Here is a 26,253-nt window from a genome sequence, read left to right on the forward strand (position 1 = left end):
CCGAGGGCGCACCCTGTCCGCAGGGGGCGCCCTCGGTGTCCGTGCGCGCGCTGTCCGGGTCAGCCCGTCGGGCCGCCCAGGTGGTGGACGCGGACCATGTTGGTGGTGCCGGGGACGCCGGGGGGCGAGCCGGCGGTGATGATCACGGTGTCGCCCTCGCTGAAGCGGTTCAGCTTGACCAGCTCCTGGTCCACCAGGGCGACCATCTCGTCGGTGCTGTTCACGAAGGGCACGACGTGCGGCTCCACGCCCCAGCTGAGCGCGAGCTGGTTGCGGGTGGACTCGTCCGTGGTGAACGCCAGGATCGGCTGGGCGGCGCGGTAACGGCACAGCCGCCGGGCCGTGTCGCCGGACTGGGTGAAGGCCACCAGGCCCTTGCCGCCGAGGAAGTCGGCGATCTCGCAGGCGGCGCGGGCCACCGAACCGCCCTGCGTGCGCGGCTTCTTGCCGGGCACCAGCGGCTGCAGGCCCTTGGACAGCAGCTCCTGCTCGGCCGCCTGGACGATCTTCGACATCGTCCGCACGGTCTCGATCGGGTACGCGCCCACGCTGGACTCGGCCGACAGCATGACCGCGTCGGCGCCGTCCAGGATCGCGTTGGCCACGTCGGAGGCCTCGGCGCGGGTCGGACGGGAGTTGGTGATCATCGACTCCATCATCTGGGTCGCCACGATCACCGGCTTGGCGTTGCGCCGGCACAGCTCGATCAGGCGCTTCTGCACCATGGGGACCTTCTCGAGCGGGTACTCGACGGCGAGGTCGCCGCGGGCGACCATCACGCCGTCGAACGCCATCACGACGTCCTCCATGTTCTGCACCGCCTGCGGCTTCTCCACCTTGGCGATGACGGGGACGCGGCGGCCCTCCTCGTCCATCACGCGGTGGACGTCGGCGACGTCCTTGGCGTCCCGGACGAAGGACAGGGCGACCAGGTCGCAGCCCATCCGCAGGGCGAAGCGCAGGTCCTCGACGTCCTTCTCGCTCAGCGCGGGGACGTTGACGGCCGCGCCGGGCAGGTTGATGCCCTTGTGGTCGGAGATGACACCGCCCTCGATGACGATCGTCCGCACCCGGGAGCCGTCGACCTCGGTGACCTTCAGCTCGACGTTGCCGTCGTTGATCAGGATCTGGTCGCCCTTGGCCACGTCGCCGGGCAGGCCCTTGTAGGTCGTCCCGCAGATCGTCTTGTCGCCCGGGACGTCCTCGGTGGTGATGGTGAACTCGTCACCGCGCACCAGCTCGACGGGGCCTTCGGCGAAGGTCTCCAGACGGATCTTCGGGCCCTGGAGGTCGGCGAGGACGCCGATGGCCCGGCCCGTCTCCTTGGCGGCGGCACGGACCCGGTCGTACCGGCCCTGGTGCTCGGCGTGCGTGCCGTGGCTGAAGTTGAAGCGGGCCACGTTCATGCCGGCTTCGATCAGAGCGACGAGCTGCTCGTGGGAGTCGACCGCGGGGCCGAGAGTACAGACGATTTTCGAACGGCGCATGGGGCGATCCTATCGGTTTGTTTCGCTACGGAATATTCCGTCTGGCGGAAAATACAAATGAGGATCGGATCGCTCAGTTGTTCTTTCCGACCAGCGCGTATGTCTGTGTGGCGATCTCCATTTCCTCGTCCGTCGGCACCACGGCGACCGCGACCCGCGCGCCCTCGGGCGAGATCAGCCGCGGCCCGCCGCCGCGTGCGGCGTTGCGCCCGGCGTCGACCGCGAGGCCCATCCCCTCCAGGCCCGCCACGGCCGCCTCCCGCACCGGGGCGGCGTTCTCGCCGACGCCGGCGGTGAAGGCCACCGCGTCCACCCGCCCGAGAACGGCGTAATAGGCGCCGATGTACTTCTTCAGACGGTGAATGTAGATGTCGAACGCCAGCTTCGCCCGTTCGTCACCCGCGTCGATCCGGCGGCGGATCTCCCGCATGTCGTTGTCACCGCACAGACCGACCAGACCGCTCTTCTTGTTGAGAAGAGTGTCGATCCCGTCGGCGGACATTCCGCCAACACGCATCAAATGGAAGATGACGGCCGGGTCCATGTCTCCGGACCGCGTACCCATCACGAGCCCTTCCAAGGGCGTCAGCCCCATCGAGGTGTCCACGCACCTCCCGCCCCGCACGGCCGAGGCGGACGCCCCGTTGCCCAGGTGCAGCACGATGACGTTCACCTCCTCGGGCGCCTTCCCCAGCAGCCTCGCCGTCGCCCGGGAGACGTACGCGTGCGAGGTGCCGTGGAAGCCGTAGCGGCGGATGCGGTGCTCGTCGGCGGTCTCCACGTCGATCGCGTAGCGGGCGGCCGCCTCCGGCATGGTGGTGTGGAAGGCGGTGTCGAAGACGGCGACCTGCGGCAGGTCGGGCCGCAGCGCCCGGGCGGTGCGGATGCCGGTCAGGTTGGCCGGGTTGTGCAGCGGCGCCACCGGGATCAGCCGCTCGATCTCGGCGCACACCGCGTCGTCGATGACGGTCGGCTCGGTGAAGCGCTTCCCGCCGTGCACCACCCGGTGCCCGATCGCGGCCAGCTCCGGCGAGTCCGTCCCCAGCCCGTCGGCGGCCAGCTCCTCGGCCATCGCCTTCAGGGCCGCGTCGTGGTCGGCGACCGGGCCGGTGCGCTCCCGGCTCCCGCCGCCCGCCGCGAGGGGCGTGTGCCGCACGAGGGAGGTCCGCTCGCCGATCCGCTCGACCAGGCCCGTGGCCAGCCGGCTGCCGTCGGCCATGTCCAGCAGCTGGTACTTCACCGACGAGGAGCCGGAGTTGAGGACGAGCACGCGAGAGGGAGCGGCCGGGCGCAGCTCGTCGGACGGGGCGGCGGGGGACGGGCGGGACGGGCTCACTGGACGGCTGCCTTCTCGTTCGGGGACGGTGCGGGGGACTGGGCCTGGATCGCCGTGATGGCGACGGTGTTGACGATGTCCTGGACGAGGGCGCCCCGGGACAGGTCGTTGACCGGCTTGCGCAGGCCCTGGAGCACCGGGCCGACGGCGATGGCGCCGGCCGAACGCTGCACGGCCTTGTAGGTGTTGTTGCCGGTGTTCAGGTCGGGGAAGATCAGCACGGTGGCCTGCCCGGCGACCTCGGAGTCCGGCAGCTTGGTCGCCGCGACCGACGGCTCCACGGCCGCGTCGTACTGGATCGGCCCCTCGATCCTGAGGTCGGGACGGCGGGTGCGCACCAGCTCGGTCGCCCGGCGCACCTTGTCGACGTCGGCGCCGGAGCCGGACGTGCCCGTCGAGTACGACAGCATCGCGATCCGCGGCTCCACCCCGAACCGGGCGGCGGTGACCGCCGACTGCACGGCGATGTCGGCCAGCTGCTCCGCGTCCGGGTCCGGGTTGACCGCGCAGTCGCCGTAGACGAGCACCTTGTCGGCCAGGCACATGAAGAAGACGGAGGAGACGATCGAGGCGTCCTGCCGCGTCTTGATGATCTCGAACGCCGGCCGGATGGTCGCGGCGGTGGAGTGCACCGACCCCGACACCATGCCGTCGGCCAGGCCCTCCTGGACCATCAGCGTGCCGAAGTAGTTGACGTCGGAGACGACGTCGTAGGCCAGCTCCACGGTGACGCCCCGGTGGGCGCGCAGGGCCGCGTACTTCTCGGCGAAGGAGTCGCGCAGCTCGGAGGTGGCCGGGTCGATCAGCCGGGTGTCACCGAGGTCGACGCCGAGGTCGGCGGCCTTCTTGCGGATCAGGTCGACGGGACCGAGCAGGGTCAGCTCGCACACGCCCCGGCGCAGCAGCACCTCGGCCGCCTGCAGCACCCGCTCCTCGGTGCCCTCGGGGAGCACGACCCGCCGCAGGTCGGAGCGGGCCTGTTCGAGCAGTTTGTGCTCGAACATCATCGGCGTCACCCGGTCGCCGCTGGGGGCGGAGACCCGCTTGTCGATCTCCGTGGTGTCGACGTACCGCTCGAAGAGGCCGAGTGCCGTCTCCGCCTTGCGCGGGGTGGCCGCGTTCAGCCTGCCCTCCAGGGAGAACAGCCGCTCGGCGGTGGGGAAGCTGTTGCCGGGCACCGACAGCACGGGGGTGCCGGGGGCGAGGCGGGCGGCGAGGGTGAGGATGGCGTCGCCGGGGACCTCGTCCAGGGTGAGCAGCACCCCGGCGATCGGCGGGGTGCCGGCGCTGTGCGCGGCGAGCGAGCCGACGACCAGGTCGGCGCGGTCACCGGGGGTGACCACCAGGGAGCCCGGCGTCAGGGCGGCGAGGAGGTTGGGCAGCATGGCGCCGCCGAAGACGAAGTCGAGGACGTCGCGGGCCAGCCCGGAGTCGTCGCCGAGCACCACCTTCGCGTTCAGGGCGTGCGCGATCTGCGAGACGGTCGGGGCGGACAGCGCGGGCTCGTCCGGCAGGACGTAGCAGGGCACGGGCAGCCGGGTGGCGAGCCGCTCGGCGATCGCGTCCCGGTCCTCCCGGGCCACCCGGTTGACCACCATGGCGAGCACGTCGCAGCCCAGGGTGTCGTAGGCGCGGTAGGCGTTGCGGGTCTCGGCGCGCACCGACTCGGCGGTCTGCTTCCGCCCGCCCACGACCGGGATCACCGAGGCGCCGAACTCGTTGGCGAGCCGGGCGTTCAGGCTCAGCTCGTCCGGGAGCTGGGTGTCGGCGTAGTCGGTGCCGAGGACGAGGACGACGTCGTAGTCGCGGGAGACCAGGTGGAAGCGGTCGACGAGGGCGGACACCAGCTCGTCCGTGCCCCGCTCGGCCTGGAGCGCGGACGCCTCCCGGTAGTCCATCCCGTAGACGGTCGCCGGGTCCTGGACCAGCCGGTAGCGGGCGCGCAGCAGCTCGAAGAGACGGTCGGGCCCGTCGTGCACCAGGGGACGGAAGACACCGACCCGGTCGACCTGCCGGGTCAGGAGCTCCATGACACCCAGCTCGACGACCTGGCGGCCGTCGCCGCGGTCGATACCGGTCACGTACACGCTGCGGGTCACGCGCGGTCTCCGTTTCGTCGGGGCCACAAAAATCACCCACCGAGGTGAGCAAGTCCCTCTTGACAATACCCTCGGCGATGGCTAAGACGCCCGTCCGTGGGGCGTCGGCGCGGGCCGGGAGGACGTGAAACAATCGGGGTTGGCTCACCGGTATCGACAGCGACCAGGAGACACAGCACGATGCGTATCGGAGTTCTCACCGCAGGCGGCGACTGCCCCGGCCTGAACGCAGTGATCCGGTCGGTCGTGCACCGAGCGGTCGACAACTACGGCGACGAGGTCATCGGCTTCGAGGACGGCTACTCGGGGCTGCTGGACGGCCGCTACCGCACGCTCGACCTCGACGCGGTCAGCGGCATCCTGGCCCGCGGCGGCACCATCCTCGGCTCCTCCCGGCTGGAGCGCGACCGGCTGCGCGAGGCCTGCGAGAACGCCTCGGACATGATCCGCGACTTCGGCATCGACGCGCTCATCCCGATCGGCGGCGAGGGCACGCTCACCGCGGCGCACATGCTGTCGGACGCGGGCCTGCCGGTGGTCGGCGTCCCGAAGACGATCGACAACGACATCTCCTCCACCGACCGCACCTTCGGCTTCGACACCGCCGTCGGCGTCGCCACGGAGGCGATGGACCGCCTGAAGACCACCGCCGAGTCCCACCAGCGCGTGATGGTCGTCGAGGTGATGGGCCGGCACGCGGGCTGGATCGCCCTGGAGTCCGGCATGGCCGCCGGTGCGCACGGCATCTGCCTGCCCGAGCGCCCCTTCGACCCGGCCCAGCTGGTCAAGATGGTCGAGGAGCGCTTCGCCCGCGGCAAGAAGTTCGCGGTGATCTGCGTCGCCGAGGGCGCGCACCCGGCCGACGGCACCATGGACTACGGCAAGGGCGAGATCGACAAGTTCGGCCACGAGCGCTTCCAGGGCATCGGCACGGCCCTGGCGCACGAGCTGGAGCGGCGCCTGGGCAAGGAGGCCAAGCCGGTCATCCTCGGCCACGTCCAGCGCGGCGGTGTGCCGACGGCGTACGACAGGGTGCTGGCCACCCGCTTCGGCTGGCACGCGGTGGAGGCCGCGCACCGGGGCGACTTCGGCAGGATGACCGCGCTGCGCGGCACGGACATCGTGATGGTGCCGCTGGCGGAGGCGGTCACCGAACTGAAGACGGTCCCGAAGGACCGGATGGACGAGGCCGAGTCGGTCTTCTAGGGCCCGTCCGGCGGATCGGGCCGCAGGGGGCGCGGCGGCGCCCTCACCCGCCGCCGCGCCCGGCCGCCGTCCAGAAGTGCTCGACGATCCGGCCGAGGAACTCCCGGCCGCCGTCCCCCGCGTCGCCGTGGCCGCCGCCCCGACTGAGGGTGGCGGCCATGTGGCCCCGGTAGTCCCGGTGCAGCCGCTGGAGCACCCTTTCCAGCAGCCGCCGCTCCAGCGGGACGACCTTCGCGACCGGCCGTACGTACGCCTGCCAGCGCGTCGTCGCCGCGCCGCGCAGCAGCTCCGCGAGTTCGTCCTCCCGCCCGGTGACGGTGACGGTGTCGGCCGGGGACAGGGCGAGCAGCCGGGCCAGGGCGGCGGACTGCCGGCCGGTGCCGCGCCACCGGCCGGTCTCCTCCATCCGCAGGTAGGCGTGCAGTTCGTGGCCGACGGCGCGGGCGACGTCCTCGGGCGCCAGACCGCGCGCGACGCGATGCTCGCGCAGGGTGCGCGGACGGCCGATGAGCTCACCGGGCGAGCACCACAACACGCCCGCCAGTGCGGTGAGTTCGGCGTGGGAGGGGACGGAGGTCCCGCTCTCCCAGGCGGCGACGAGCGCCGGGGTGACGTACGGCAGCCCGTACGAGGCGCGCAGGGTGTGGGCGACGTGGTGCGGGCCCATGCCCAGGGCGGCGCGCAGCCGGCGCGCGGCGGGGGCGTCGAACGGCGGGGGCGGGTGACGGTCCGGGCGAGCGGTGGGTCGGGGCACGGCCCACAAGCTAGGGGCGCCCGGACGGGCTGACTACGGTCTGTTCGGCCAGGATCACCGATGGTAGGAAGCTACGGCTACCGGCGAGTCGGCTGCCCGTGCCCGGACGGCCCGGCGCGCGGGGCCGTCGCGGCGGTCCGGGACGCCGGACCGCGAAGGGAAAGCTCAGCGGGCATATGCGTACGCCGGCGTCGGCGCCTCGCCGCGGATCCCGGTGGAGCGGGGACGCGTCCGGACGTGCGGTACTCGAATCCCCGTGCGATGCCATGACCCCTCGGGGCCCCGTCGCGGGAGCGGCGCGCGCGGCGCAAACCGAGCGCCGCGCTCACCCCTTGACCGCCCCGCCCAGCGCGAAACCCCCGCCCAGCCGGCGCGCGATCAGCACGTACAGCAGGATCACCGGCGTCGAGTAGACGATCGAGAACGCGGCCAGCTGCCCGTACGCCACCATGCCGCGGTTGCCGAAGAAGTCGTTGATGCTCACGGACGCGGGCATCCGGTCCGGGGAGAGCAGCAGCATGAACGGGACGAAGAAGTTCCCCCACATCATCACGAACGAGAAGACGGTCACCACCGCCACGCCCGGGCCCATCAGCGGCAGCACGATCCGCACCAGGGACTGCGGGGAGGACGCCCCGTCCGTCCAGGCCGCCTCCTCCAGTTCCTTCGGCACGCCGTCCATGAAGTTCTTCATCAGCCAGACGGCGAAAGGGAGCTGGGAGGCGGCGAAGAAGAGGACCGTGCCCCGCACGGTGTCGATCAGGTCCACCCGGACGAACAGCGCGTACACCGGAACCATGATCGCGGTGATCGGCAGGCTCGTCGCGAAGAGGATCGTCAGCAGGAACGGCCGGTTGAACCGGGAGCGGAAACGGGAGAGCGGATAGGCGGCGAGCGCGGCGCACACCACGGTGAGCGCGGTCGCGCCCCCGCACAGGACCAGGCTGTTCAGCAGCGGGGTGAAGGTGATCTCGTCGGTGAGGATCGCGTCGAAGTGGTCCAGCGTGAGACCGTCGGGGGCCTTCACCCGGAGCCCGGCGCGCGGGTCCAGGGCGGACAGCACCACCCAGGCCAGCGGCAGGACGAAGGCGGCGGCGACGGCCAGGAGTCCGGCGTCGGCGGCGAGGCGGCGGGTCGTGCGACGGGAGGGGAGCGGCATGACGGGTCAGACCTCCGTCCGCAGCAGACGCACGTAGACGAGGGAGAACAGCGAGCCCACCAGCAGGAGCAGCAGCGCGACCGCCGTGCCGTAGCCGATCAGGCTGTTCTGGAAGGCCTGCTCGTACATGAACAGCGGCAGCGTCCGGCTCTTCCCGCCGGGGCCACCCCGGGTCATCACCCAGATCAGCCCGAACACGGAGAGCGTCTGCAGCGTGTTGAGCATCAGATTGGTGCCGATGGAGCGGCGGATCATCGGCAGGGTGATGTGCCACATCCGGCGCCAGCCGCCGGCGCCGTCCACCTCGGCGGCCTCGGTGATCTCCTCGGGGATCTCGCTCAGCGCGGCCGAGTACACCAGCATCGAGAACGCCGTCCCGCGCCAGACGTTGGCGAAGGACACCGCCAGGATCGGCAGCGTGAACAGCCAGTTCTGGGACGGGAGGCGGAGCCAGTCCAGGATCGCGTTCAGGGTGCCCTCGCGGCGGAAGAACGCGTACAGCAGGAAGCCCGCCACGACCTCCGGCAGCACCCAGGCCGTGACCACGATGCCACCGGTGAGGGTGCGCACCGGCTTCGACGCCCGCCGCATCAGCACGGCGAGCGCGAGCCCGAGCGTGTTCTGCCCGATCAGCGACGACACCACCGTGAACACCAGCGTCAGCCACACGGCGTTGAGGAACTCCTCGTCCCCGAACGCCCGGCGGAAGTTCTCGAGGCCGACGAACGACTCCTCGGCCTGGCCGGTCAGCTGGAGGTCGGTGAAGGCGATGAGGACGCAGTACGCGATCGGCCCCGCGAGGAAGAGCAGCAGCAGGACCAGGGCCGGGGTGAGGGGCAGGAAGCGGGGGAGGAGCCGGCGCGGGGCGCGCCGGGCGGGCGCGGACGGGCCCGGCGGGCTCTTGGCGGGCCCCGGGCCCGTGTGCGGTGCGGCGGCGGTCATCGGCGCTCTCCGCCGCTCACTTCTCGACGACCCGGCCGTCGGTGGCGTCCCGGAGCGCCTCGTCGTAGCCGCGCGCGGCCTCCTCGACCGACAGGTCCCCCGTGGTCACCCCCTCCATCGCCTCCTGGATGGCCGTGGAGACCTTCGGGTACGCCGGGTAGGCGGGCCGGTAGTGGGTGTTCTCCACCAGGTCGGTGAAGAACCGGATGCCGGGCTGGGCCCGGACGTAGGCCGGGTCGTCCGCGACGTCCTCACGGACCGCGATGCCGGAGTTGGCGATGTACCACTTCTGCGCGTTGGCCCTGGTCTGCATCGTCTCGACGAACTCGAAGGCCAGGTCCGGGTTGGCCGCCTCGGCCGGGATGGCCCAGGTCCAGCCGCCCGACATGCTCACCCTGCCCGGGGCCTGCCCCCGCTGCGTGGGCATGGCCGCGAGCCCCAGCTCCTCGGACCACTCGGGCCACTCGTGACCGCTGCCCTCCAGCCAGTCCTGCGGCAGCCAGGAGCCGTCCAGCGCGATGCCGAGCTTGCCCTGCGGCAGCCACTCGCCGCGCACCCGGGTGCCGACGTTGGGGTCGAGGGCGTCGGAGACGTCCGGGCCGAGCTTCTCCTCGTAGACCGTCTCGACGAAGGCGAGCGCGTCCTCGAAGCCCTGCCCCGCGGTGATCCACTTCTTGCTGCTCCTGTCGTACAGCGGGTCGGACGCGCCGTCGCCCGTGCCGTAGAGCAGCATCTCGAAGGTCTGCATGGTCGCCGCCTCGCCGACCGGCTTGCCGGTGTAGACGTTCAGCGGGATGACGCCCGGGACCCTCTCCTTGATGGTGCGCGCCGCGTCCAGGACGTCCTCCCAGGTCCTCGGCTGCCAGTCGGCCGGCAGCCCGGCCTCGGCGAAGACGTCCTTGCTGAACCACAGCCCGCGGGTGTCGGTGCCGTCCGGGACGCCGTACGTCCTGCCGTCCTCGCCCCTGGCCGCCGCCTTCGCGGTGTCGATGAACTGCTCCCAGTCCTTCCACTTCGCCAGGTACGGGTCCAGGGGCTTCAAGTACCCGCTGGTGATGTCGGAGTTGATGAGGAAGGTGTCCTCGTAGACCAGGTCGGGCGCGGTCTTGGGGGAGCGGAGCATCTGCTGGAGCTTGGTGTAGTACTCGGCGTCCGGGGCCTTGATGGGGACGAGTTCCACCTTCTTGCCGGGGTGCGCCTTCTCGAACTGCTCCTTGATGTCCACGAGATAGGTGTCCATCACCTTGACGGAGTTGTCCGTGGACTGCTTGAAGGAGACCTTCAGCGTGTCCGGATCGCCGCCGGACCCGCCGCCGCAGGCGGTGAGCACCAGCGGGGTGACGGCGGCGAGGGCGACGAAGGCGGTGAGGCGGGAAGCTGAGCGGGGGCGGGCGGCGGTGGGGCGCACGGGCACGACCTCCTACGGGCGCACGACGCTGTGGCCGGGACGGCTGCGTGGCGAACGTAAGAGCAGTGGTCTAGTCAGGTCAATGCGTGTGCGCCGGATCGGCCGCCCGCGCGGGTGAGGGTTTCGTGAGCCTCACGGCCCGGTCACCCAGCGGTACTGCAGCTCCGGCCGGCCCACGGTCCCGTACTGCGGGCGCCGGGCCGCGCGGCCGGCGTCCACCAGGTGCTCCAGGTAGCGGCGGGCGGTGATGCGGGAGATGCCGACGGCCTCCGCGACCCCGGTCGCGGTCAGCCCCTCCCCGGCGTCCCGCAGGGCCACGGACACCCGCTCCAGGGTCGGTGCGCTCAGCCCCTTGGGCAGGGCGGCCGGGCCCGGGGCGCGCAGCCTGGCCAGCGCGCGGTCCACCTCCGCCTGGCCGCTGGCCTCGCCGACCGCCCCGCGGAACTCGGCGTACCGCACCAGGCGGTCCCGCAGCGTCGCGAAGGTGAAGGGCTTCAGCACGTACTGCACGACCCCCAGCGACACCCCCTCGCGCACCACCGCCAGGTCCCGGGCCGAGGTCACCGCTATCACGTCGGCGTGGTGTCCGGCCGCCCGCAGCGAGCGGGCCAGCTGGAGCCCGTGCACGTCGGGCAGGTGCAGGTCGAGCAGGAGCAGGTCGACAGGCGTGCGCTCCAGGGCCCGGCGGGCCTCCGCGCCGGTGTGCGCCTTGCCGACGCAGACGAAGCCCGGCACCCGGTCGACGTACATCACGTGGGCGTCGGCGGCGACCGGGTCGTCCTCCACCACCAGGACCCTGATGGGCCGGTCGTCCGTCATGCGGCGCCTCCCGGTCTCCCCGGGCCCCGCACGGCCGCGCCGCCGGCGGCGGCCGCCCGCAGGGGCAGCCGTGCCTCGAAGCAGGCGCCGCCCTCCTGCGCCGACGTGACCGAGAGCGACCCGCCGTGCCGGCCCACCGCCTGCCGGACCAGCGCCAGGCCCAGCCCCCGGCCGCCCGGACCGGACGGCTTGGTCGTGAAGCCCCGCTGGAAGACCGCCTCCGCGTGGTCCGGGTCCACGCCGGGACCGGTGTCGGACACCCGCAGGATCAGCTCCGGGCCCCGGCCGCCCGCCGCGTCCGCCTCGGTCAGCGCCGTCACCGTCACCCGGGGCCGCACCCCGCCCTGGGCCGCGTCCACGGCGTTGTCGATCAGGTTGCCGAGGATGGTGACCAGGTCACGGGCGGGCAGGGTGTCCGGCAGCAGGCCGTCGTCCAGACGGCTCTCGGGCGACACCACCAGCTCCACGCCCCGCTCGTTGGCCTGCGCCGTCTTGCCCAGCAGCAGCGCCGCGAGGACCGGCTCGCTCACCGCCGCCACCACCTGGTCGGTGAGCGCCTGGGCCAGCTCCAGCTCGGCGGTCGCGAAGTCCACCGCCTCCTCGGCCCGGCCCAGCTCGATCAGCGAGACCACGGTGTGCAGCCGGTTCGCCGCCTCGTGCGCCTGCGAACGCAGCGCCTGGGTGAAGCCCCGCTCGGAGTCCAGCTCGCCCATCAGCGACTGGAGCTCGGTCACGTCCCGCAGGGTCACCACCGAGCCGCGCCGCTGGCCGCCGGAGACCGGCGAGGTGTTCACCACCAGCACCCGGTCCGCCGTCAGGTGCACCTCGTCCACCCGCGGCCGCGAGGCCAGCAGCGCACCCGTCAGCGGCGTGGGCAGCCCCAGCTCCGCCACCGACCTGCCCACCACGTCCTCCTCCGGGGCCACGCCCAGCAGCTCCCGCCCGCCGTCGTTGATCAGCGCGACGCGGCACTGCCCGTCCAGCATCAGCAGCCCCTCGCGTACGGCGTGGAGCGCGGCCTGATGGTAGTCGTGCATGTGGCTGAGCTCGGTCGCGTTCATCCCGTGGGTGTGCCGGCGCAGGCGGGCGTTGACGACGTACGTCCCGACGGCGCCGAGCCCGAGGGCGCCGGCCGCGACCCCGAGCAGGGCCGTCAGCTGGCCCCGGACGCGCTGGCTGATCTCCTCGACCCGGATCCCCGCGCTGACCAGGCCGGTGATCCGGTCGCCGTCCAGGACCGGGGTGACCGCGCGGACGGACGGGCCGAGGGTGCCGGTGTAGGTCTCGGTGAAGGTGCGGCCGCGGAGGGCGGGAGCGGTGTGGCCCTGGAAGGGCAGGCCGATCTGCTCCGGGTCGGGGTGGGTCCAGCGGATGCCCCGCGGATTCATGATCGTGACGAAGTCGACGTCGGTGTCGCGCACCACGGCCACCGCGTACGGCTGGAGCGAGGCGGAGGGATCGGGGGTGCGGATCGCCTCCCGCACCGAGGGGGAGTCGGCGACCGAGCGGGCCACCGCCGTGGCCTGGCGGCCGGCGGCCTCCTCGGCCTGGCTGCGGTCGCTGACGTAGGTGAACAGCGCGTACCCGGCGACGACGACCGCTATCAGCACGGCCTGCATGGCGAACAGCTGGCCCGCCAGGCTGCGGGGTGCGGGGACGGGGAGGCGCATGCCGCCAGTCTGCCTCCCGCTTCACCGATGAACTAAATGAACGGAAGGGTGACCGCACTCACACGGCGGGAGATAGTCACCGCATTCCCCAAACCCATCCCGGGACGTGAGCCGCACGCCGGTGATGCCGACGACGTCGTCAAGGAGGGCCGCCGTGACCAGCACAGCCGCTACGGCACCTGCCGCACCCCAAGCCAAGCGGGACCGCACGCACTATCTCTACATTGCGGTGATCATCGCGGTCGCCCTCGGCATCGCCGTCGGCCTGGTCGCACCCGACTTCGCGGTCGAGCTGAAGCCGATCGGCACCGGCTTCGTGAACCTGATCAAGATGATGATCTCGCCGATCATCTTCTGCACGATCGTGCTGGGCATCGGCTCCGTGCGCAAGGCCGCCAAGGTCGGCGCGGTCGGCGGCATCGCCCTGGGCTACTTCATGGTGATGTCGGTCGTCGCGCTCGCCATCGGCCTGGTCGTCGGCAACATCCTGGACCCGGGCACCGGCCTCGCGATCACCGACACGGTCAAGGAGACCGGCCACGCGCAGGTCGACGCCGAGGCGAAGGACACCACCGAGTTCCTGCTCGGCATCATCCCGACCACGATCGTGTCCGCCTTCACCCAGGGCGAGGTCCTGCAGACCCTGCTGGTCGCCCTGCTGTGCGGCTTCGCGCTGCAGGCCATGGGCAACGCCGGGCAGCCGATCCTGCGGGGCGTCGAGCACATCCAGCGGCTGGTCTTCCGGGTCCTGGCCATGATCATGTGGGCCGCCCCGATCGGCGCGTTCGGCGCCATGGCCGCGGTCACCGGTTCGGCCGGCCTGGACGCGCTGAAGAGCCTCGCGGTGCTGATGCTCGGCTTCTACATCACCTGTGTGCTGTTCGTCTTCCTGGTGCTCGGCGCGATGCTGCGGATCGTCGCGGGCCTGAACATCTGGACCCTGTTCAAGTACCTGGGCCGTGAGTTCCTGCTGATCCTGTCCACCTCGTCCTCCGAGTCGGCGCTGCCGCGGCTCATCGCGAAGATGGAGCACCTGGGCGTCAGCAAGCCGGTGGTCGGCATCACCGTCCCGACCGGTTACTCCTTCAACCTCGACGGCACCATGATCTACATGACCATGGCCTCGCTGTTCATCGCCGACGCCATGGGCACGCCGATGTCGGTCGGTGAGCAGATCCCGCTGCTGCTCTTCCTGCTGGTCGCCTCCAAGGGCGCCGCCGGCGTCACCGGCGCGGGCCTCGCGACCCTGGCCGGTGGCCTGCAGTCGCACAAGCCGGCCCTGGTGGACGGCATCGGCCTCATCGTCGGCATCGACCGCTTCATGAGCGAGGCCCGCGCCCTGACCAACTTCGCGGGCAACGCGGTCGCCACGGTGCTGGTCGGCACCTGGACCAAGGAGATCGACAAGGAGCGGGTGGGCCAGGTGCTCGCCGGCCGGCTGCCCTTCGACGAGAAGACCCTGCTGGACGACCACGGCACCGGCGGGTCGGACGAAGGGGCCGCCGAGGTGCGCGAGCCGGGCGGCGAGAAGGAACTGGCCAAGGCCTGACGGCCGCGGCCCGCAGTCCCCGGGCGGCTGGGATGCTCCCCCCGTCGCTCAGCCGCCCGGTCCGGAGGCCCGCAGGTGCGCCGCCTTCTCCAGGGCCTCCACAACCGCCGAGCGGTCGGGCTCCCACCCCCGTGGGCCCGGCCGCTCGGCCTCTTCCGCTTCGGGGGCCGCCCCCTCTTCCGGTCTTCCGGGTCCTCCGGGCCGGGGCCGTCCCCGGTTTCGCGCCGGGGCCGCCCCCGGCCTTTCCCTGACGCCGACGTCAAGGCTTACGTTCGTCGTCATGCGAATCGGCGAGCTGGCCGCACGCGCCGGGACCACCACGCGGACGCTGCGGTACTACGAGTCACGGGGACTGCTGCCCGCGCGGCGGGCCGGCAACGGATACCGGACCTACGACGAGAGCGACCTGAAGCTGCTGCGGCAGATCCGCACGCTCCAGGACTTCGGGTTCGACCTGGAGGAGACCCGGCCCTTCGTGGAGTGCCTGCGGGCCGGGCATCCCGAGGGCGACTCGTGCCCCGCCTCGCTCCAGGTCTACCGGCGCAAGCTGGAGGAGCTGGACGCGCTCATCGGCGAGCTGCGGGCCGTGCGGGCGAAGGTCGGACGGCAGCTGGCGCGGGCGGAGTCGGCGCGCGACGGGCTGGCCGCCGAGGCCGCGGTTCCGGGGGGTCCGGAACCGGTGTGCGAACTGGGAGGGGAGCTGCGGTGAGCAGGGCGAGCGGTGTGGCCGAGGTGACGGACGCGGACTTCGCGACGGAGGTGCTCGGGGCGCGGCTGCCGGTGCTGGTGGAGTTCACGGCCGACTGGTGTCCGCCGTGCCGGCAGATGGCCCCGGTGCTGAGCGCGCTGGCCGCCGAGGAGGAGGGCCGGCTGAAGGTCGTCCAGCTGAACGTGGACGCCAGTCCCGGCACGGCCAACGCGTACAAGGTGCTGTCGATGCCCACCTTCATGGTGTTCCGCGACGGGGAGCCGCTGCGGTCGATGGTGGGCGCCAGGCCCAAGCGGCGGCTGCTGGAGGAGCTGGCCGACGTGCTCTGACCCGCCGGCCCGCACGGGCCGGCACAGGAAAAACCCCCGGGCAATTGCGTCCGGGGGTTTTCTCTGCGTATATTCATTGGTTCGCGACTTCGAAAAGAATCGTCGCGGTGAAGTTCAGTGACCACAGTATATCCGGGCGGGAGCGGAATTGTCAAACACCGAATTTCCGGACGATGAATTGCGGCAGGAGCAGGAATTCATCGACGGACTGTACGCACGCGTGGACGCCCTGCGCGGTGACGTCGAGGTCTCCGTCACGGACGCGCTCGCCCAGGGCAGCACCCCCAAGCAGGCCAGGCTGGAACGGGACATCCTCGTCGCCGAGCGCTCCGGCCTGCTCGCCGCGCTGAACGCGGTGGACGGCTCGCTGTGCTTCGGCCGGATCGACCTCTCCTCCGGGGAGACCCACCACATCGGCCGCATCGGCCTGCGCGCCGACGACGCCGAGCGCACCCCCGTCCTCATCGACTGGCGCGCCGACGTCGCCCGCCCCTTCTACCTGGCCACCGGCCACACCACGATGGGCCTCAGGCGCCGCCGGCACATCTCCACCCAGGGCCGCCGGGTCACCGCCCTGCACGACGAGATCCTCGACCTCGGCGACGAGACCCGCACCGGCCACGAGGACCCCACCGGCGACGCCGTGCTGCTCGCCGCGCTCAACTCCGCGCGCACCGGCCGCATGGGCGACATCGTGCGCACCATCCAGGCCGACCAGGACCGCATCATCCGCGCCCCGCACCGCGGGGTCCTGGTGGTCGAGGGCGGTCCCGGCACCGGCAAGACCGCCGTCGCCCTGCACCGCGCGGCCTACCTCCTCTACGAGCACCGCGAGCTGCTGGCCCGCCGCGCCGTCCTGATCGTCGGCCCCAACCCGGCCTTCCTCGGCTACATCGGCGAGGTGCTGCCCAGCCTCGGCGAGACCGGGGTGCTGCTCGCCACCGTCGGCGAACTGTTCCCCGGCGTGAAGGCCACCCGGGCGGACACCCCCGAGGCCGCCGCCGTCAAGGGCCGGGCGGAGATGGCCGACGTCCTCGCCGAGGTCGTCCGCAGCCGGCAGGCGCTGCCCGACCCGGTGATCGCCATCGAGCACGACCGCGAGATCCTCATGCTGGACGACGGCCTGGTGAACGTCGCCCGGGAACGCACCCGCGCCGCCAGGCTGCCGCACAACGTCGCCCGGGAGCACTTCGAGGGGTACGTCCTCAACGCGCTCACCGACATGCTCGCCGAACGCATCGGCACCGACCCCTACGACGGCTCCAACCTGCTCGACGCCGGCGACATCACCCAGATCCGCGACGAGCTCGCCGAGAACCCCGAGGTCTGGTCCGCCATCGACCGGCTGTGGCCGCGGATCACCCCGCAACGCCTGGTCGCCGACTTCCTCGCCGAACCCGAGGGCTTCCTGCCCGAGGAGGACGCCGCCGCGATCCGCCGCCCGGTGACCCGGCACTGGACGGTCTCCGACGTGCCCCTGCTCGACGAGGCCGCCGAACTCCTCGGCGAGGACGACCGGCTCGCGCGCGAGCGGGCCGAACGCGAGCGGCGGGCGCAGATCGCCTACGCGCAGGGCGTGCTGGACGTCTCGTACGCCTCCCGCACCTACGAGTTCGAGGACAAGGAGGAGGGCGACCCCGACTCCTCCGAGGTGCTGTCCGCGCACGACGTCATCGACGCCGAGCGCTTCGCCGAACGGCACGAGGAGGGGGACCACCGCAGCGCCGCCGAGCGGGCCGCCGCCGACCGCACCTGGGCGTTCGGGCACATCATCGTCGACGAGGCGCAGGAGCTGTCGCCGATGGCCTGGCGGCTGCTGATGCGGCGCAGCCCGACCCGCTCGATGACCCTGGTCGGCGACCCGGTCCAGACCTCGGAGGCGGGCGGGGTCGGCGCCTGGGCGGACATCCTCGCGCCCTACGTCGAGGACCGCTGGGAGCACGCCCGGCTCGGCGTCAACTACCGCACCCCGGCCGAGATCATGGACGTCGCCGCGGCCGTGGTCCGCGCCGAGCACCCCGGCTTCGAGCCGCCCGGCTCGGTGCGGGCCACGGGCGTGCGCCCCTGGGCCCGCGCCGCCGACGACCTGCCCGACGCCGTCGCCAAGGCCGTCGCGGAACTCGCCCCCTCCCCGGCTCCGACCGAGCAGGGAGGCGCCCCCACGGGCCGTCTCGCCGTCATCGCCCCGCGCGACCTGCACCGCGCCCTGGCCGCGCGCCTCGACGGGGTCACGGCCGGCGCCGAGCCCGACCTGACGCGCACGGTCGTCCTGCTCGACCCGCGCCAGGCCAAGGGGCTGGAGTTCGACTCGGTCCTGGTGGTCGAGCCGGGGCGCTACGGCACCAGCGACCTGTACGTGGCGCTCACCCGCGCCACCCAGCGGCTCGGCATCCTGCACACCGGGCCGCTGCCGAAGCCGCTGGCCGACGCGCTGGCGTAGGGCACGCCCCGGGGCTCAGGCCGGGCGCAGCCACACCGTCGCCAGGGGCGGCAGGGTCAGCCGGATGCTCGCCGGGAGACCGTGCCGCCCCTGCGGCTCCGGCTTGACCGGGTCCGGGTGGGCGACGTCGCTGCCGCCGTACCGGCCGGCGTCGGTGTTCAGGACCTCGTGCCAGGCGGGCACGTCGTCGGGGACGCCGATCCGGTACTCGTGCCGGACGACGGGGGCGAAGTGGCAGACCGCGAGCAGGGGGGCGCCGTCGCGGTCGTACCGCAGGAACGCGAGCACGTTGTCCTCCGCCGCGTCCCCGGTCACCCACCGGAAGCCGTCCGGCTCGGTGTCGCACCGCCACAGCGCCGGAGTGTGCCGGTAGACGGTGTTCAGGTCGCGCACCAGGTCGCGCACCCCGCGGTGGTCGGCCTCGGCGCCGTAGTGCGGGTCCAGCAGCCACCAGTCCGGGCCGTGCGCCTCCGACCACTCCGCGCCCTGCGCGAACTCCTGCCCCATGAAGAGGAGCTGCTTGCCCGGGTGGGCCCACATGAAGCCGAGGTAGGCGCGCAGGTTGGCGCGCTGCTGCCACCAGTCGCCGGGCATCTTCGACACCAGGGACCGCTTGCCGTGCACCACCTCGTCGTGGGAGATCGGCAGCACGTAGTTCTCGCTGTAGGCGTACACCATCGAGAAGGTCATCTCGTGGTGGTGGTACCGGCGGTGGATCGGGTCGTGGCTCATGTACTGCAGCGAGTCGTGCATCCAGCCCATGTTCCACTTCAGCCCGAACCCGAGCCCGCCGAAGCCGCTCGGGCCCTTGTGGTGGGTGGCCCGGGTGACGCCGTCCCAGGCCGTGGACTCCTCCGCGATCGTCACGACGCCCGGCGCCCTGCGGTACACGGTCGCGTTCATCTCCTGCAGGAACGCCACCGCGTCCAGGTTCTCCCGGCCGCCGTGCTCGTTCGGCGTCCACTGGCCCGGCTCGCGCGAGTAGTCGAGGTAGAGCATGGAGGCGACCGCGTCCACCCGCAGCCCGTCGATGTGGAACTCCTCGCACCAGTACAGCGCGTTGGCCACCAGGAAGTTGCGCACCTCGCGCCGCCCGAAGTCGAACTCCAGGGTGCCCCAGTCGGGGTGCGCGGCCCGCAGCGGGTCCTCGTGCTCGTACAGCGGCCGGCCGTCGAACTCGGCCAGCGCCCACTCGTCGCGCGGGAAGTGCGCCGGCACCCAGTCCATGATCACCCCGATCCCGGCCCGGTGCAGGGCGTCGACCAGGTACCTGAAGTCGTCGGGGGTGCCGAGGCGGGCCGTGGGCGCGTAGAAGCCGGTGACCTGGTAGCCCCAGGAGCCGCCGAAGGGGTGCTCGGCGACCGGCATCAGCTCCACGTGGGTGAAGCCGAGGTCCTTGACGTACGCCGGCAGCTGCTCGGCCAGCTGGCGGTACGTCAGGCCGGGGCGCCAGGAGGGCAGGTGCACCTCGTACACCGAGAACGGCGCCTGGTGCGCGGGGACCTCGGCCCGGCGCGCCAGCCACTCGGCGTCACCCCACTCGTAGTGCGAGGAGGTGACGACGGACGAGGTGGCCGGCGGGACCTCGGTGCGGCGGGCCAGCGGGTCGGCGCGCATCGTCCTCGAGCCGTCGGGGCGGGTGATCTCGAACTTGTACAGCTCGCCCTCGCCGATGCCCGGCACGAACAGCTCCCACACCCCGGACGAGCCCAGCGACCGCATGGGGAAGCCGGTGCCGTCCCAGAAGTTGAAGGTGCCGGCCACCCGCACGCCGCGCGCGTTCGGCGCCCACACCGAGAACCGGGTGCCGGTGACGCCCTGGTGGGTCATCGGGTGCGCGCCCAGCACCGTCCACAGCTCCTCGTGCCGGCCCTCGCCGATCAGGTGCAGGTCGAGCTCGCCGAGCGTGGGCAGGAAGCGGTACGCGTCCTCGGTCTCCTGCACCGTCCCCTCGTACGTCACGAGCAGCCGGTACGCCGGCACCTCGCGCAGCGGCAGCAGACCCGAGAAGAAACCGTCGCCGTCGTCGTGCAGCTCGACGGTGAGGCCCCCGGAGAGGACGGTCACCGCCAGGGCGTACGGCTTGAACACGCGGAAGACGACCCCGCCGGGCACGGGGTGCGCGCCGAGCACGGAGTGCGGGGCGTGGTGCGTCCCGTGCAGCAGCCGTTCCCGGTCGGCGGTGTCCACGGCGGGGGAGACGGCGATCTCCGTCTCGGGCGGGGCGGGCTGCGCGGCGGCGGACCCGGGCGGCGGGGCCTGCTGGAGGACGGCGTCCGTCGCCGGGGTCTTCCCGGCCACGGTCTTCTTCGCGGTGGTCTTCTTCGCGGCGGGTGTCTTCGCCGCCGTCTTCTTCCCGGCCGCCGTCTTCGCCGCCGCCTTCTTGGCGGTGGCCTTCTTCCCTGGGGCCGCCTTCGTCGCCGCCACCTTCTTGGCCACGGCCTTCGCCGACGGCGACGCGGCGGCGGGCTTCTTGACGGCTGCCTTCTTGACGGCCGCCTTCTTCGCGGCCGCCTTCTTCCGCGCGGCCACCGGCGGCTCGGTGTGCCGCTGCTCGGCCGGCTGCTCCGGATGCGGACCGCTGGACTCGGGGCGGGGGGTCACGGGCAGAGCCTCCTGGGCGAACGAAGGTCGGATGGGTCGGATCGGATCAGGTGTGACCGGACGAGGCGAGCCGGCGCACCGCGGTCAGCGGCACCGGGAGCCACTCGGGTCGGTGCCGGGCCTCGTAGAGCACCTCGTAGACCGCCTTGTCGGTCTCGTACGCGCGCAGCAGCACCGGATCGGTGCGCGGGTCGGAGCCCGCGGCCTCCGCGTAACCGGAGCAGTACGCCGCCCGGCACCGCTCGGCCCACTCCGGCTGCGCCGGGTCCACCGAACGCGCCGCGTAGTCGAAGGACCGCAGCATGCCCGCCACGTCCCGCACCGCGGGCTGCGGCATCCGCCGTTCGGCCAGCGGCCGGGCCGGCTCGCCCTCGAAGTCGATCAGGGACCACTCGCCGGCCGGGGACCGCAGGCACTGCCCGAGGTGCAGATCGCCGTGCACCCGCTGGGCGGTCCAGGTGCGGCCCTCGGCGGCCAGATCGTCCAGCGCCGTGAACGCCGAGCGCAGGCCGGCCGCGTGCGGCCGCAGCGCGGGCACCGCGTGCACGGCCGCCTCCAGCCGCTCGGTCATGCCGTCGACCATCAGCCGCAGCTGGGAGTGGCCCAGGGTGACCGTCGGCAGCGCGCGGGCCAGCGCGGTGTGCACCTCGGCGGTGACGCGTCCCAGGGCCCGCGCCTCGGCGACGAAGTCCTCGCCCTTGGCCAGCTCCCGCAGTGCCAGCTCCCAGCCGTCCGTCGCGCCCTGCACGTACGGCTGGAGCACCCCCAGGACGTACGGCTCGGCGGGCCGCGGCGCCCCGGGGTCCGCGACCAGCCAGGCGGTGGGCGGGGGCACCCGGGGACAGCCCGCGCGGGCCAGCGCCAGCGGCAGTTCCAGGTCGGGGTTGATCCCGGGCACGACCCGGCGCAGCAGCTTCAGGATGAACGTGTCCCCGTAGACGACCGACGAGTTCGACTGCTCGGCGGTCATCAGACGCGGCACCAGACCGGACCGGATCTCCCGGTGCGGGTCCCGCTCGAAACGGAGCCCGCCGATCCGGGCCTGGGTGCGCAGGGCCTCCAGGAGCAGTTCGGCGGGCCGGGTGTCGTGCAGGGCCTCGTAGACCGTCTGTCCGGCCAGGGGTCCCTGCGTCACATGACCGATCAGCGCGGGCGCGAGCCGGGGCGGCAGCGCCTCGCGCACGCCTATCAGGAGCTGGTAGCAGTCGCCGGGCTGCTCCGGCCCGGTGTGGCCCGGCAGGAGCGGCTGGTGCGCGCGCACCAGCAGGTGGTACAGGCCCAGCTTGGCCGTGGGCGGCAGCAGCTCGGTGGCCGCGACCAGTTCGAATCCGGTGACCGGACGCCCCTTGCCCGCGAACCAGCGCTGCCGCGGCAGCCACTCGCGCAGCAGTGGATCCAGTGACGCAAGAAGGCCGGGCGGGGTCGTGACGGTGCGTGTGACGGCTTCCGACATGGCGTCGCGTCCTTTCCCCCAGGTTCGGCGCGCCTCGGGACACCCCCCGGACGAGCGCCCGATCGTGCACGGCCTCTCGACACCGGCGGGCCCCTCCGGCTCACGCGGGTGGGCGGGGTGTTACTGATGCGTGCCCCGGGCGGAGCGGTGGAAACCGCCCCGCCCGGGTTCTGCGCGGGTTCTACGCGGCGTCCTTGCGCAGCCGGAACCAGTAGAAGCCGTGGCCCCCGAGGGTCAGCAGGTACGGCAGTTCGCCGATGGCCGGGAAGCGCACCCCGCCGAACAGCTCGACCGGATGACGGCCCTCGAAGGCGCTCAGGTCCAGCTCGGTGGGCTGTGCGAACCGGGAGAAGTTGTGGACGCAGAGCACCAGGTCGTCCTCGTACTCGCGCAGGAAGGCGAGGACGGCGGGGTTGGAGGAGGGCAGTTCGGTGTAGGAGCCGAGACCGAAGGCCACGTTCTGCTTGCGGATCTCGATCATCCGGCGGGTCCAGTGCAGCAGCGAGGACGGCGAGGCCATGGACGCCTCGACGTTGGTGACCTGGTAGCCGTAGACCGGGTCCATGATCGTGGGCAGGAACAGCCGGCCGGGATCGGACGAGGAGAAGCCGGCGTTGCGGTCCGGGGTCCACTGCATCGGGGTGCGCACCGCGTCGCGGTCGCCGAGCCAGATGTTGTCGCCCATGCCGATCTCGTCGCCGTAGTACAGGATCGGCGAGCCGGGCAGGGACAGCAGCAGGGCCGTGAACAGCTCGATCTGGTTGCGGTCGTTGTCCAGCAGCGGGGCCAGGCGGCGGCGGATGCCGATGTTGGCGCGCATGCGGGGGTCCTTGGCGTACTCGGCCCACATGTAGTCGCGCTCCTCGTCGGTGACCATCTCCAGGGTCAGCTCGTCGTGGTTGCGCAGGAAGATGCCCCACTGGCAGCCCGAGGGGATCGCGGGGGTCTTGGCCAGGATCTCGGAGACGGGGTAGCGCGACTCGCGGCGCACCGCCATGAAGATGCGGGGCATGACCGGGAAGTGGAACGCCATGTGGCACTCGTCGCCACCGCTCGGGTAGTCGCCGAAGTAGTCGACGACGTCCTCCGGCCACTGGTTCGCCTCCGCCAGCAGCACGGTGTCCGGGTACTGGGCGTCGATCTCCTTGCGCACCCGCTTCAGGAAGTCGTGCGTGGCCGGGAGGTTCTCGCAGTTGGTGCCCTCCTCCTGGTACAGGTACGGCACCGCGTCCAGCCGGAACCCGTCGATGCCCAGGTCGAGCCAGAACTTCAGCGCGGAGATCATCTCCTCCTGCACGGCCGGGTTCTCGTAGTTGAGGTCCGGCTGGTGCGAGAAGAAGCGGTGCCAGTAGTACTGCTTGCGCACCGGGTCGTACGTCCAGTTCGACACCTCGGTGTCGACGAAGATGATCCGGGCGTCCTGGTACTGCTTGTCGTCGTCGGCCCACACGTAGTAGTCGCCGTACGGCCCGTCGGGGTCCTTGCGCGACTCCTGGAACCACGGGTGCTGGTCGCTGGTGTGGTTCATGACGAAGTCGATGATCACGCGCATGCCGCGCTGGTGCGCGGAGTCGACGAACTCCACGAAGTCGGCCAGGTCGCCGAAGTCGGGCAGCACGGCGGTGTAGTCGGAGACGTCGTAGCCGCCGTCGCGCAGGGGCGACTTGAAGAAGGGCGGCAGCCACAGACAGTCGACGCCCAGCCACTGCAGGTAGTCCAGTTTGGCGGTCAGGCCCTTCAGGTCACCGATGCCGTCGCCGTTGCTGTCCTGGAAGGAGCGGACGAGCACCTCGTAGAAGACGGCGCGTTTGAACCACTCCGGGTCCCGGTCCTTGGCGGGGGTGTCCTCGAAGGTGTCCGGGACGGGTTCGTTGACGATCATGTTGTGGGTGACCCTCCGATCTGCGGGGTGGACGGTCGCAGGACCTCGCCGTGCTCACCCGGGGACGCGACGTCGCCGGCTTGTGCCCCGTGGCCCCCGGATTCCCGGCCGACGACGAGCACATGCGCTCCGCCCGGTCCGAGACGCACATAGTTGGCCCTGCCCCAGTGATAGGTCTCGCCGGTGAGCTCGTCGCGCACCGGCACCGACTCGTGCCAGTCCAGGCCGAGTTGCGGCATGTCCAACGAGACCGTGGCCTCCTGGGTGTGGTGGGGGTCGAGGTTGGCGACCACCAGAACCGTGTTCGAACCCTTCCGCTTCGAGTACGCGATCACCTCCTCCTTGTCCGCGTGGTGGAAGTGGAGGTCCCGCAGCTGTTGCAGGGCCGGGTTCTCGCGCCGGACGGTGTTGAGGCGGGTGAGGAGCGGGGCGATGGTGCGGCCCTCGCGTGCGGCCGCCTCCCAGTCGCGGGGCTTGAGCTGGTACTTCTCGCTGTCGAGGTACTCCTCGCTGCCCTCGCGCAGCGGGGTGTTCTCGCACAGCTCGTAGCCGCTGTAGATGCCCCAGGCCGGCGAGAGGGTGGCGGCCAGCACCGCGCGGACCTCGAAGGCGGGCCGGCCGCCGTGCTGCAGGTAGGCGTGCAGGATGTCGGGGGTGTTGGCGAAGAGGTTGGGCCGCATGTAGCAGGCCGCCTCCCCGGACAGCTCGGTCAGGTACTCGGTCAGCTCCTGCTTGCTGTTGCGCCAGGTGAAGTAGGTGTAGGACTGCTGGAAGCCGATCTGCGCCAGGGTGTGCATCATCGCCGGGCGGGTGAACGCCTCCGCCAGGAAGATCACGTCCGGGTCGGTGCGGTTGATCTCGCCCAGCACCCGCTCCCAGAACACCACCGGCTTGGTGTGCGGGTTGTCCACCCGGAAGATCCGCACCCCCACCCCCATCCAGTGCCGCAGCACCCGGCAGGTCTCGGCGACCAGCCCCTCCAGGTCCGCGTCGAAGGCGATGGGGTAGATGTCCTGGTACTTCTTCGGCGGGTTCTCCGCGTAGGCGATCGACCCGTCCGGGCGGTGGTGGAACCACTCCGGGTGCTTGTGCACCCAGGGATGGTCCGGCGAGCACTGCAGCGCGAAGTCCAGTGCCACCTCCAGCCCCAGCCCGGCCGCCCGCCGGACGAACGCGGCGAAGTCCTCCAGGGTGCCCAGGCGCGGGTGCACCGCGTCGTGCCCGCCCTCCGGCGAGCCGATCGCCCAGGGCACGCCCACGTCGTCCGGCCCGGCGTCCAGGGTGTTGTTGGGGCCCTTGCGGAAGGTGGTGCCGATCGGGTGGATCGGCGGCAGGTAGACCACGTCGAAGCCCATCGCGGCGATCGCCGGCAGGCGCCGCGCGGCGGTCTCGAAGGTGCCGTGCGGCTGCTCGGGGGTGCCCTCGGAGCGCGGGAAGAACTCGTACCAGGACCCGAACAGCGCCCGCTCCCGCTCCACCAGCAGCGGCAGCGGCTCGCTGCTCGTGACCAGCTCCCGCAGCGGATGCCGGGCCAGCACCGCGTCCACCTCCGGCGTCAACGCCGCCGCCAGCCGGGACGCGGCCGGGCGGCTCTCGTCGCGCAGGGCGTCCACGGCGGCGAGCAGGACGTCCCTCGCGTCCGGGCCGGGCGCCCCGGCGGCCGCCCGCTCGTACAGCCGGGCGCCCTCCTCCAGGACCACCTCCGTGTCCATGCCCGCCGGGATCTTGATCTGCGCGTGGTGCCGCCAGGTGGTGACCGGGTCGCCCCACGCCTCCACGGCGTACGTCCACAGTCCGGGCGCGCCGGCGGTGACGGTCGCCCCCCACCGGTCCGTGCCGGGCGCCAGCTCCCGCATCGGCGTGAACGGCCCCGGGCGTCCCTCGGGGTCCCTGAGGACGACGTTGGCGGCCACCGCGTCGTGCCCCTCGCGGAACACGGTGGCCGAGATCTCGAACGCCTCGCCGGGCACGGCCTTCGCCGGCCGGCGTCCCTGCCGGACCATCGGCCGGACGTCGAGGACGGGGATGCGCCCCACGGCGGTCGCGGGGGCCGCGGGGGCCGGTCCGGGACTCGCGGGGGCCGACGCGGGACCGGCGCCGGCCGGGAGGGGCGGGGAGGCTCCGGCACCGTGCTTCGAGGGCGTGCGGGCGCCGGGCGTCGGAGGGGCTGACGAGTGGTGCTTGGCGGGCATGACCGCTCCTGTCCGCGTCAACAGGGGTGGGCGGATGACTGTGGGGAGGTGGGTCCTGCGTGGTGTTCCTGTGGGGTGTACCCGCAGGAGCCTTCCCACACTGTTCGGGTGGGCAATCCGGCCCTTTGTTAACTACTCACGCGTATGTCGACATGCAAGACCGGCCCCGTCCGGACAGGGCGGGGCCGGTTCGCGTGGGCCCGCTCCCACGGCCG

The 26,253-nt window shown here is 72.2% G+C and carries 18 protein-coding genes; 5 read left to right on the forward strand and 13 right to left on the reverse strand.

What is annotated here, in order from left to right; genetic code table 11:
• Nucleotides 1-59: 59 nt before the first annotated feature.
• From pyk to pta, 3 genes are all read right to left on the reverse strand, one after another.
• Complete coding sequence (gene pyk, locus GL259_RS26700; protein ID WP_159535855.1) at nt 60-1,487, reverse strand: pyruvate kinase; 1,428 nt, start codon at nt 1,485-1,487, stop codon at nt 60-62.
• Nucleotides 1,488-1,560: 73 nt separating this feature from the next.
• Nucleotides 1,561-2,823 (reverse strand): acetate kinase, encoded by a 1,263-nt coding sequence (locus tag GL259_RS26705; RefSeq protein WP_279578632.1) that lies wholly within the window; start codon nt 2,821-2,823, stop codon nt 1,561-1,563.
• Nucleotides 2,820-4,922, reverse strand: a complete 2,103-nt coding sequence (gene pta, locus GL259_RS26710) for a phosphate acetyltransferase (RefSeq protein ID WP_159535856.1) — start codon at nt 4,920-4,922, stop codon at nt 2,820-2,822. Before pta ends, GL259_RS26705 begins: the two co-directional genes overlap by 4 nt.
• Before the next feature lie 180 nt (nt 4,923-5,102).
• Between pta and GL259_RS26715 the strand changes: the two genes are divergently transcribed.
• Nucleotides 5,103-6,128, forward strand: a complete 1,026-nt coding sequence (locus GL259_RS26715; protein ID WP_159535857.1) for an ATP-dependent 6-phosphofructokinase — start codon at nt 5,103-5,105, stop codon at nt 6,126-6,128.
• Between the two features lie 43 nt (nt 6,129-6,171).
• On the opposite strand, the gene GL259_RS26720 is transcribed toward GL259_RS26715, so the two are convergent.
• From GL259_RS26720 to GL259_RS26745, 6 genes are all read right to left on the reverse strand, one after another.
• On the reverse strand, nt 6,172-6,891 hold the full coding sequence (locus GL259_RS26720; RefSeq protein WP_159535858.1) for an XRE family transcriptional regulator: 720 nt from the start codon (nt 6,889-6,891) through the stop codon (nt 6,172-6,174).
• Between the two features lie 316 nt (nt 6,892-7,207).
• On the reverse strand, nt 7,208-8,041 hold the full coding sequence (locus GL259_RS26725; RefSeq protein WP_159535859.1) for a carbohydrate ABC transporter permease: 834 nt from the start codon (nt 8,039-8,041) through the stop codon (nt 7,208-7,210).
• A 6-nt stretch (nt 8,042-8,047) separates the two neighbouring features.
• Nucleotides 8,048-8,983 (reverse strand): sugar ABC transporter permease, encoded by a 936-nt coding sequence (locus GL259_RS26730; protein WP_159535860.1) that lies wholly within the window; start codon nt 8,981-8,983, stop codon nt 8,048-8,050.
• A gap of 16 nt (nt 8,984-8,999) precedes the next feature.
• A complete protein-coding gene (locus GL259_RS26735) occupies nt 9,000-10,391 on the reverse strand; it encodes an extracellular solute-binding protein (RefSeq protein WP_166461562.1) in 1,392 nt (463 codons plus the stop codon).
• Between the two features lie 132 nt (nt 10,392-10,523).
• A complete protein-coding gene (locus GL259_RS26740) occupies nt 10,524-11,210 on the reverse strand; it encodes a response regulator (protein ID WP_159535861.1) in 687 nt (228 codons plus the stop codon).
• Entirely contained in the window at nt 11,207-12,880 is a 1,674-nt protein-coding gene (locus tag GL259_RS26745; protein ID WP_159535862.1) for a sensor histidine kinase, read from the reverse strand. Before GL259_RS26745 ends, GL259_RS26740 begins: the two co-directional genes overlap by 4 nt.
• Nucleotides 12,881-13,034: 154 nt before the next feature.
• Here GL259_RS26745 and GL259_RS26750 point away from each other — a divergent pair, with 154 nt between their 5' ends.
• The 4 genes from GL259_RS26750 (at nt 13,035) to GL259_RS26765 (ending at nt 17,907) form a co-directional block, all read left to right on the forward strand.
• On the forward strand, nt 13,035-14,429 hold the full coding sequence (locus GL259_RS26750) for a cation:dicarboxylase symporter family transporter (protein WP_159535863.1): 1,395 nt from the start codon (nt 13,035-13,037) through the stop codon (nt 14,427-14,429).
• 280 nt (nt 14,430-14,709) lie between these two features.
• On the forward strand, nt 14,710-15,138 hold the full coding sequence (locus tag GL259_RS26755) for a MerR family transcriptional regulator (protein ID WP_159535864.1): 429 nt from the start codon (nt 14,710-14,712) through the stop codon (nt 15,136-15,138).
• A complete protein-coding gene (locus GL259_RS26760) occupies nt 15,135-15,467 on the forward strand; it encodes a thioredoxin domain-containing protein (protein ID WP_279578633.1) in 333 nt (110 codons plus the stop codon). The genes GL259_RS26755 and GL259_RS26760 overlap by 4 nt, the downstream gene beginning before the upstream one ends.
• Nucleotides 15,468-15,645: 178 nt before the next feature.
• A complete protein-coding gene (locus GL259_RS26765; RefSeq protein ID WP_208026631.1) occupies nt 15,646-17,907 on the forward strand; it encodes an AAA family ATPase in 2,262 nt (753 codons plus the stop codon).
• Between the two features lie 15 nt (nt 17,908-17,922).
• Here GL259_RS26765 and glgB read toward each other — a convergent pair whose 3' ends face one another.
• The 4 genes from glgB to GL259_RS26785 form a co-directional block, all read right to left on the reverse strand.
• Entirely contained in the window at nt 17,923-20,511 is a 2,589-nt protein-coding gene (gene glgB, locus GL259_RS26770; protein WP_159535865.1) for a 1,4-alpha-glucan branching enzyme, read from the reverse strand.
• A gap of 46 nt (nt 20,512-20,557) precedes the next feature.
• On the reverse strand, nt 20,558-21,964 hold the full coding sequence (locus GL259_RS26775) for a maltokinase (RefSeq protein WP_159535866.1): 1,407 nt from the start codon (nt 21,962-21,964) through the stop codon (nt 20,558-20,560).
• A 181-nt stretch (nt 21,965-22,145) separates the two neighbouring features.
• Nucleotides 22,146-23,846, reverse strand: coding sequence for a maltose alpha-D-glucosyltransferase (gene treS / locus GL259_RS26780; RefSeq protein WP_159535867.1), 1,701 nt, complete (start codon nt 23,844-23,846; stop codon nt 22,146-22,148).
• Nucleotides 23,843-26,038: an alpha-1,4-glucan--maltose-1-phosphate maltosyltransferase gene (locus GL259_RS26785; protein ID WP_166461563.1), complete on the reverse strand. Its 2,196-nt coding sequence runs from the start codon at nt 26,036-26,038 to the stop codon at nt 23,843-23,845. The genes treS and GL259_RS26785 overlap by 4 nt, the downstream gene beginning before the upstream one ends.
• Nucleotides 26,039-26,253 lie beyond the last annotated feature (215 nt).

Source organism: Streptomyces sp. Tu 3180 (genome assembly GCF_009852415.1).
Taxonomy (GTDB): Bacteria; Actinomycetota; Actinomycetes; order Streptomycetales; family Streptomycetaceae; genus Streptomyces.

Excerpts from the sequence above, each read along its gene's own strand:
- GL259_RS26725 (WP_159535859.1), bottom strand. The coding sequence starts at position 8,041 with ATGCCGCTCCCCTCCCGTCGCACGACCCGCCGCCTCGCCGCCGACGCC.
- GL259_RS26730 (WP_159535860.1), bottom strand. The coding sequence starts at position 8,983 with ATGACCGCCGCCGCACCGCACACGGGCCCGGGGCCCGCCAAGAGCCCG.
- GL259_RS26715 (WP_159535857.1), top strand. The coding sequence starts at position 5,103 with ATGCGTATCGGAGTTCTCACCGCAGGCGGCGACTGCCCCGGCCTGAAC.
- GL259_RS26755 (WP_159535864.1), top strand. The coding sequence starts at position 14,710 with ATGCGAATCGGCGAGCTGGCCGCACGCGCCGGGACCACCACGCGGACG.
- GL259_RS26745 (WP_159535862.1), bottom strand. The coding sequence starts at position 12,880 with ATGCGCCTCCCCGTCCCCGCACCCCGCAGCCTGGCGGGCCAGCTGTTC.
- GL259_RS26740 (WP_159535861.1), bottom strand. The coding sequence starts at position 11,210 with ATGACGGACGACCGGCCCATCAGGGTCCTGGTGGTGGAGGACGACCCG.
- pyk (WP_159535855.1), bottom strand. The coding sequence starts at position 1,487 with ATGCGCCGTTCGAAAATCGTCTGTACTCTCGGCCCCGCGGTCGACTCC.
- GL259_RS26785 (WP_166461563.1), bottom strand. The coding sequence starts at position 26,038 with ATGCCCGCCAAGCACCACTCGTCAGCCCCTCCGACGCCCGGCGCCCGC.
- treS (WP_159535867.1), bottom strand. The coding sequence starts at position 23,846 with ATGATCGTCAACGAACCCGTCCCGGACACCTTCGAGGACACCCCCGCC.
- GL259_RS26775 (WP_159535866.1), bottom strand. The coding sequence starts at position 21,964 with ATGTCGGAAGCCGTCACACGCACCGTCACGACCCCGCCCGGCCTTCTT.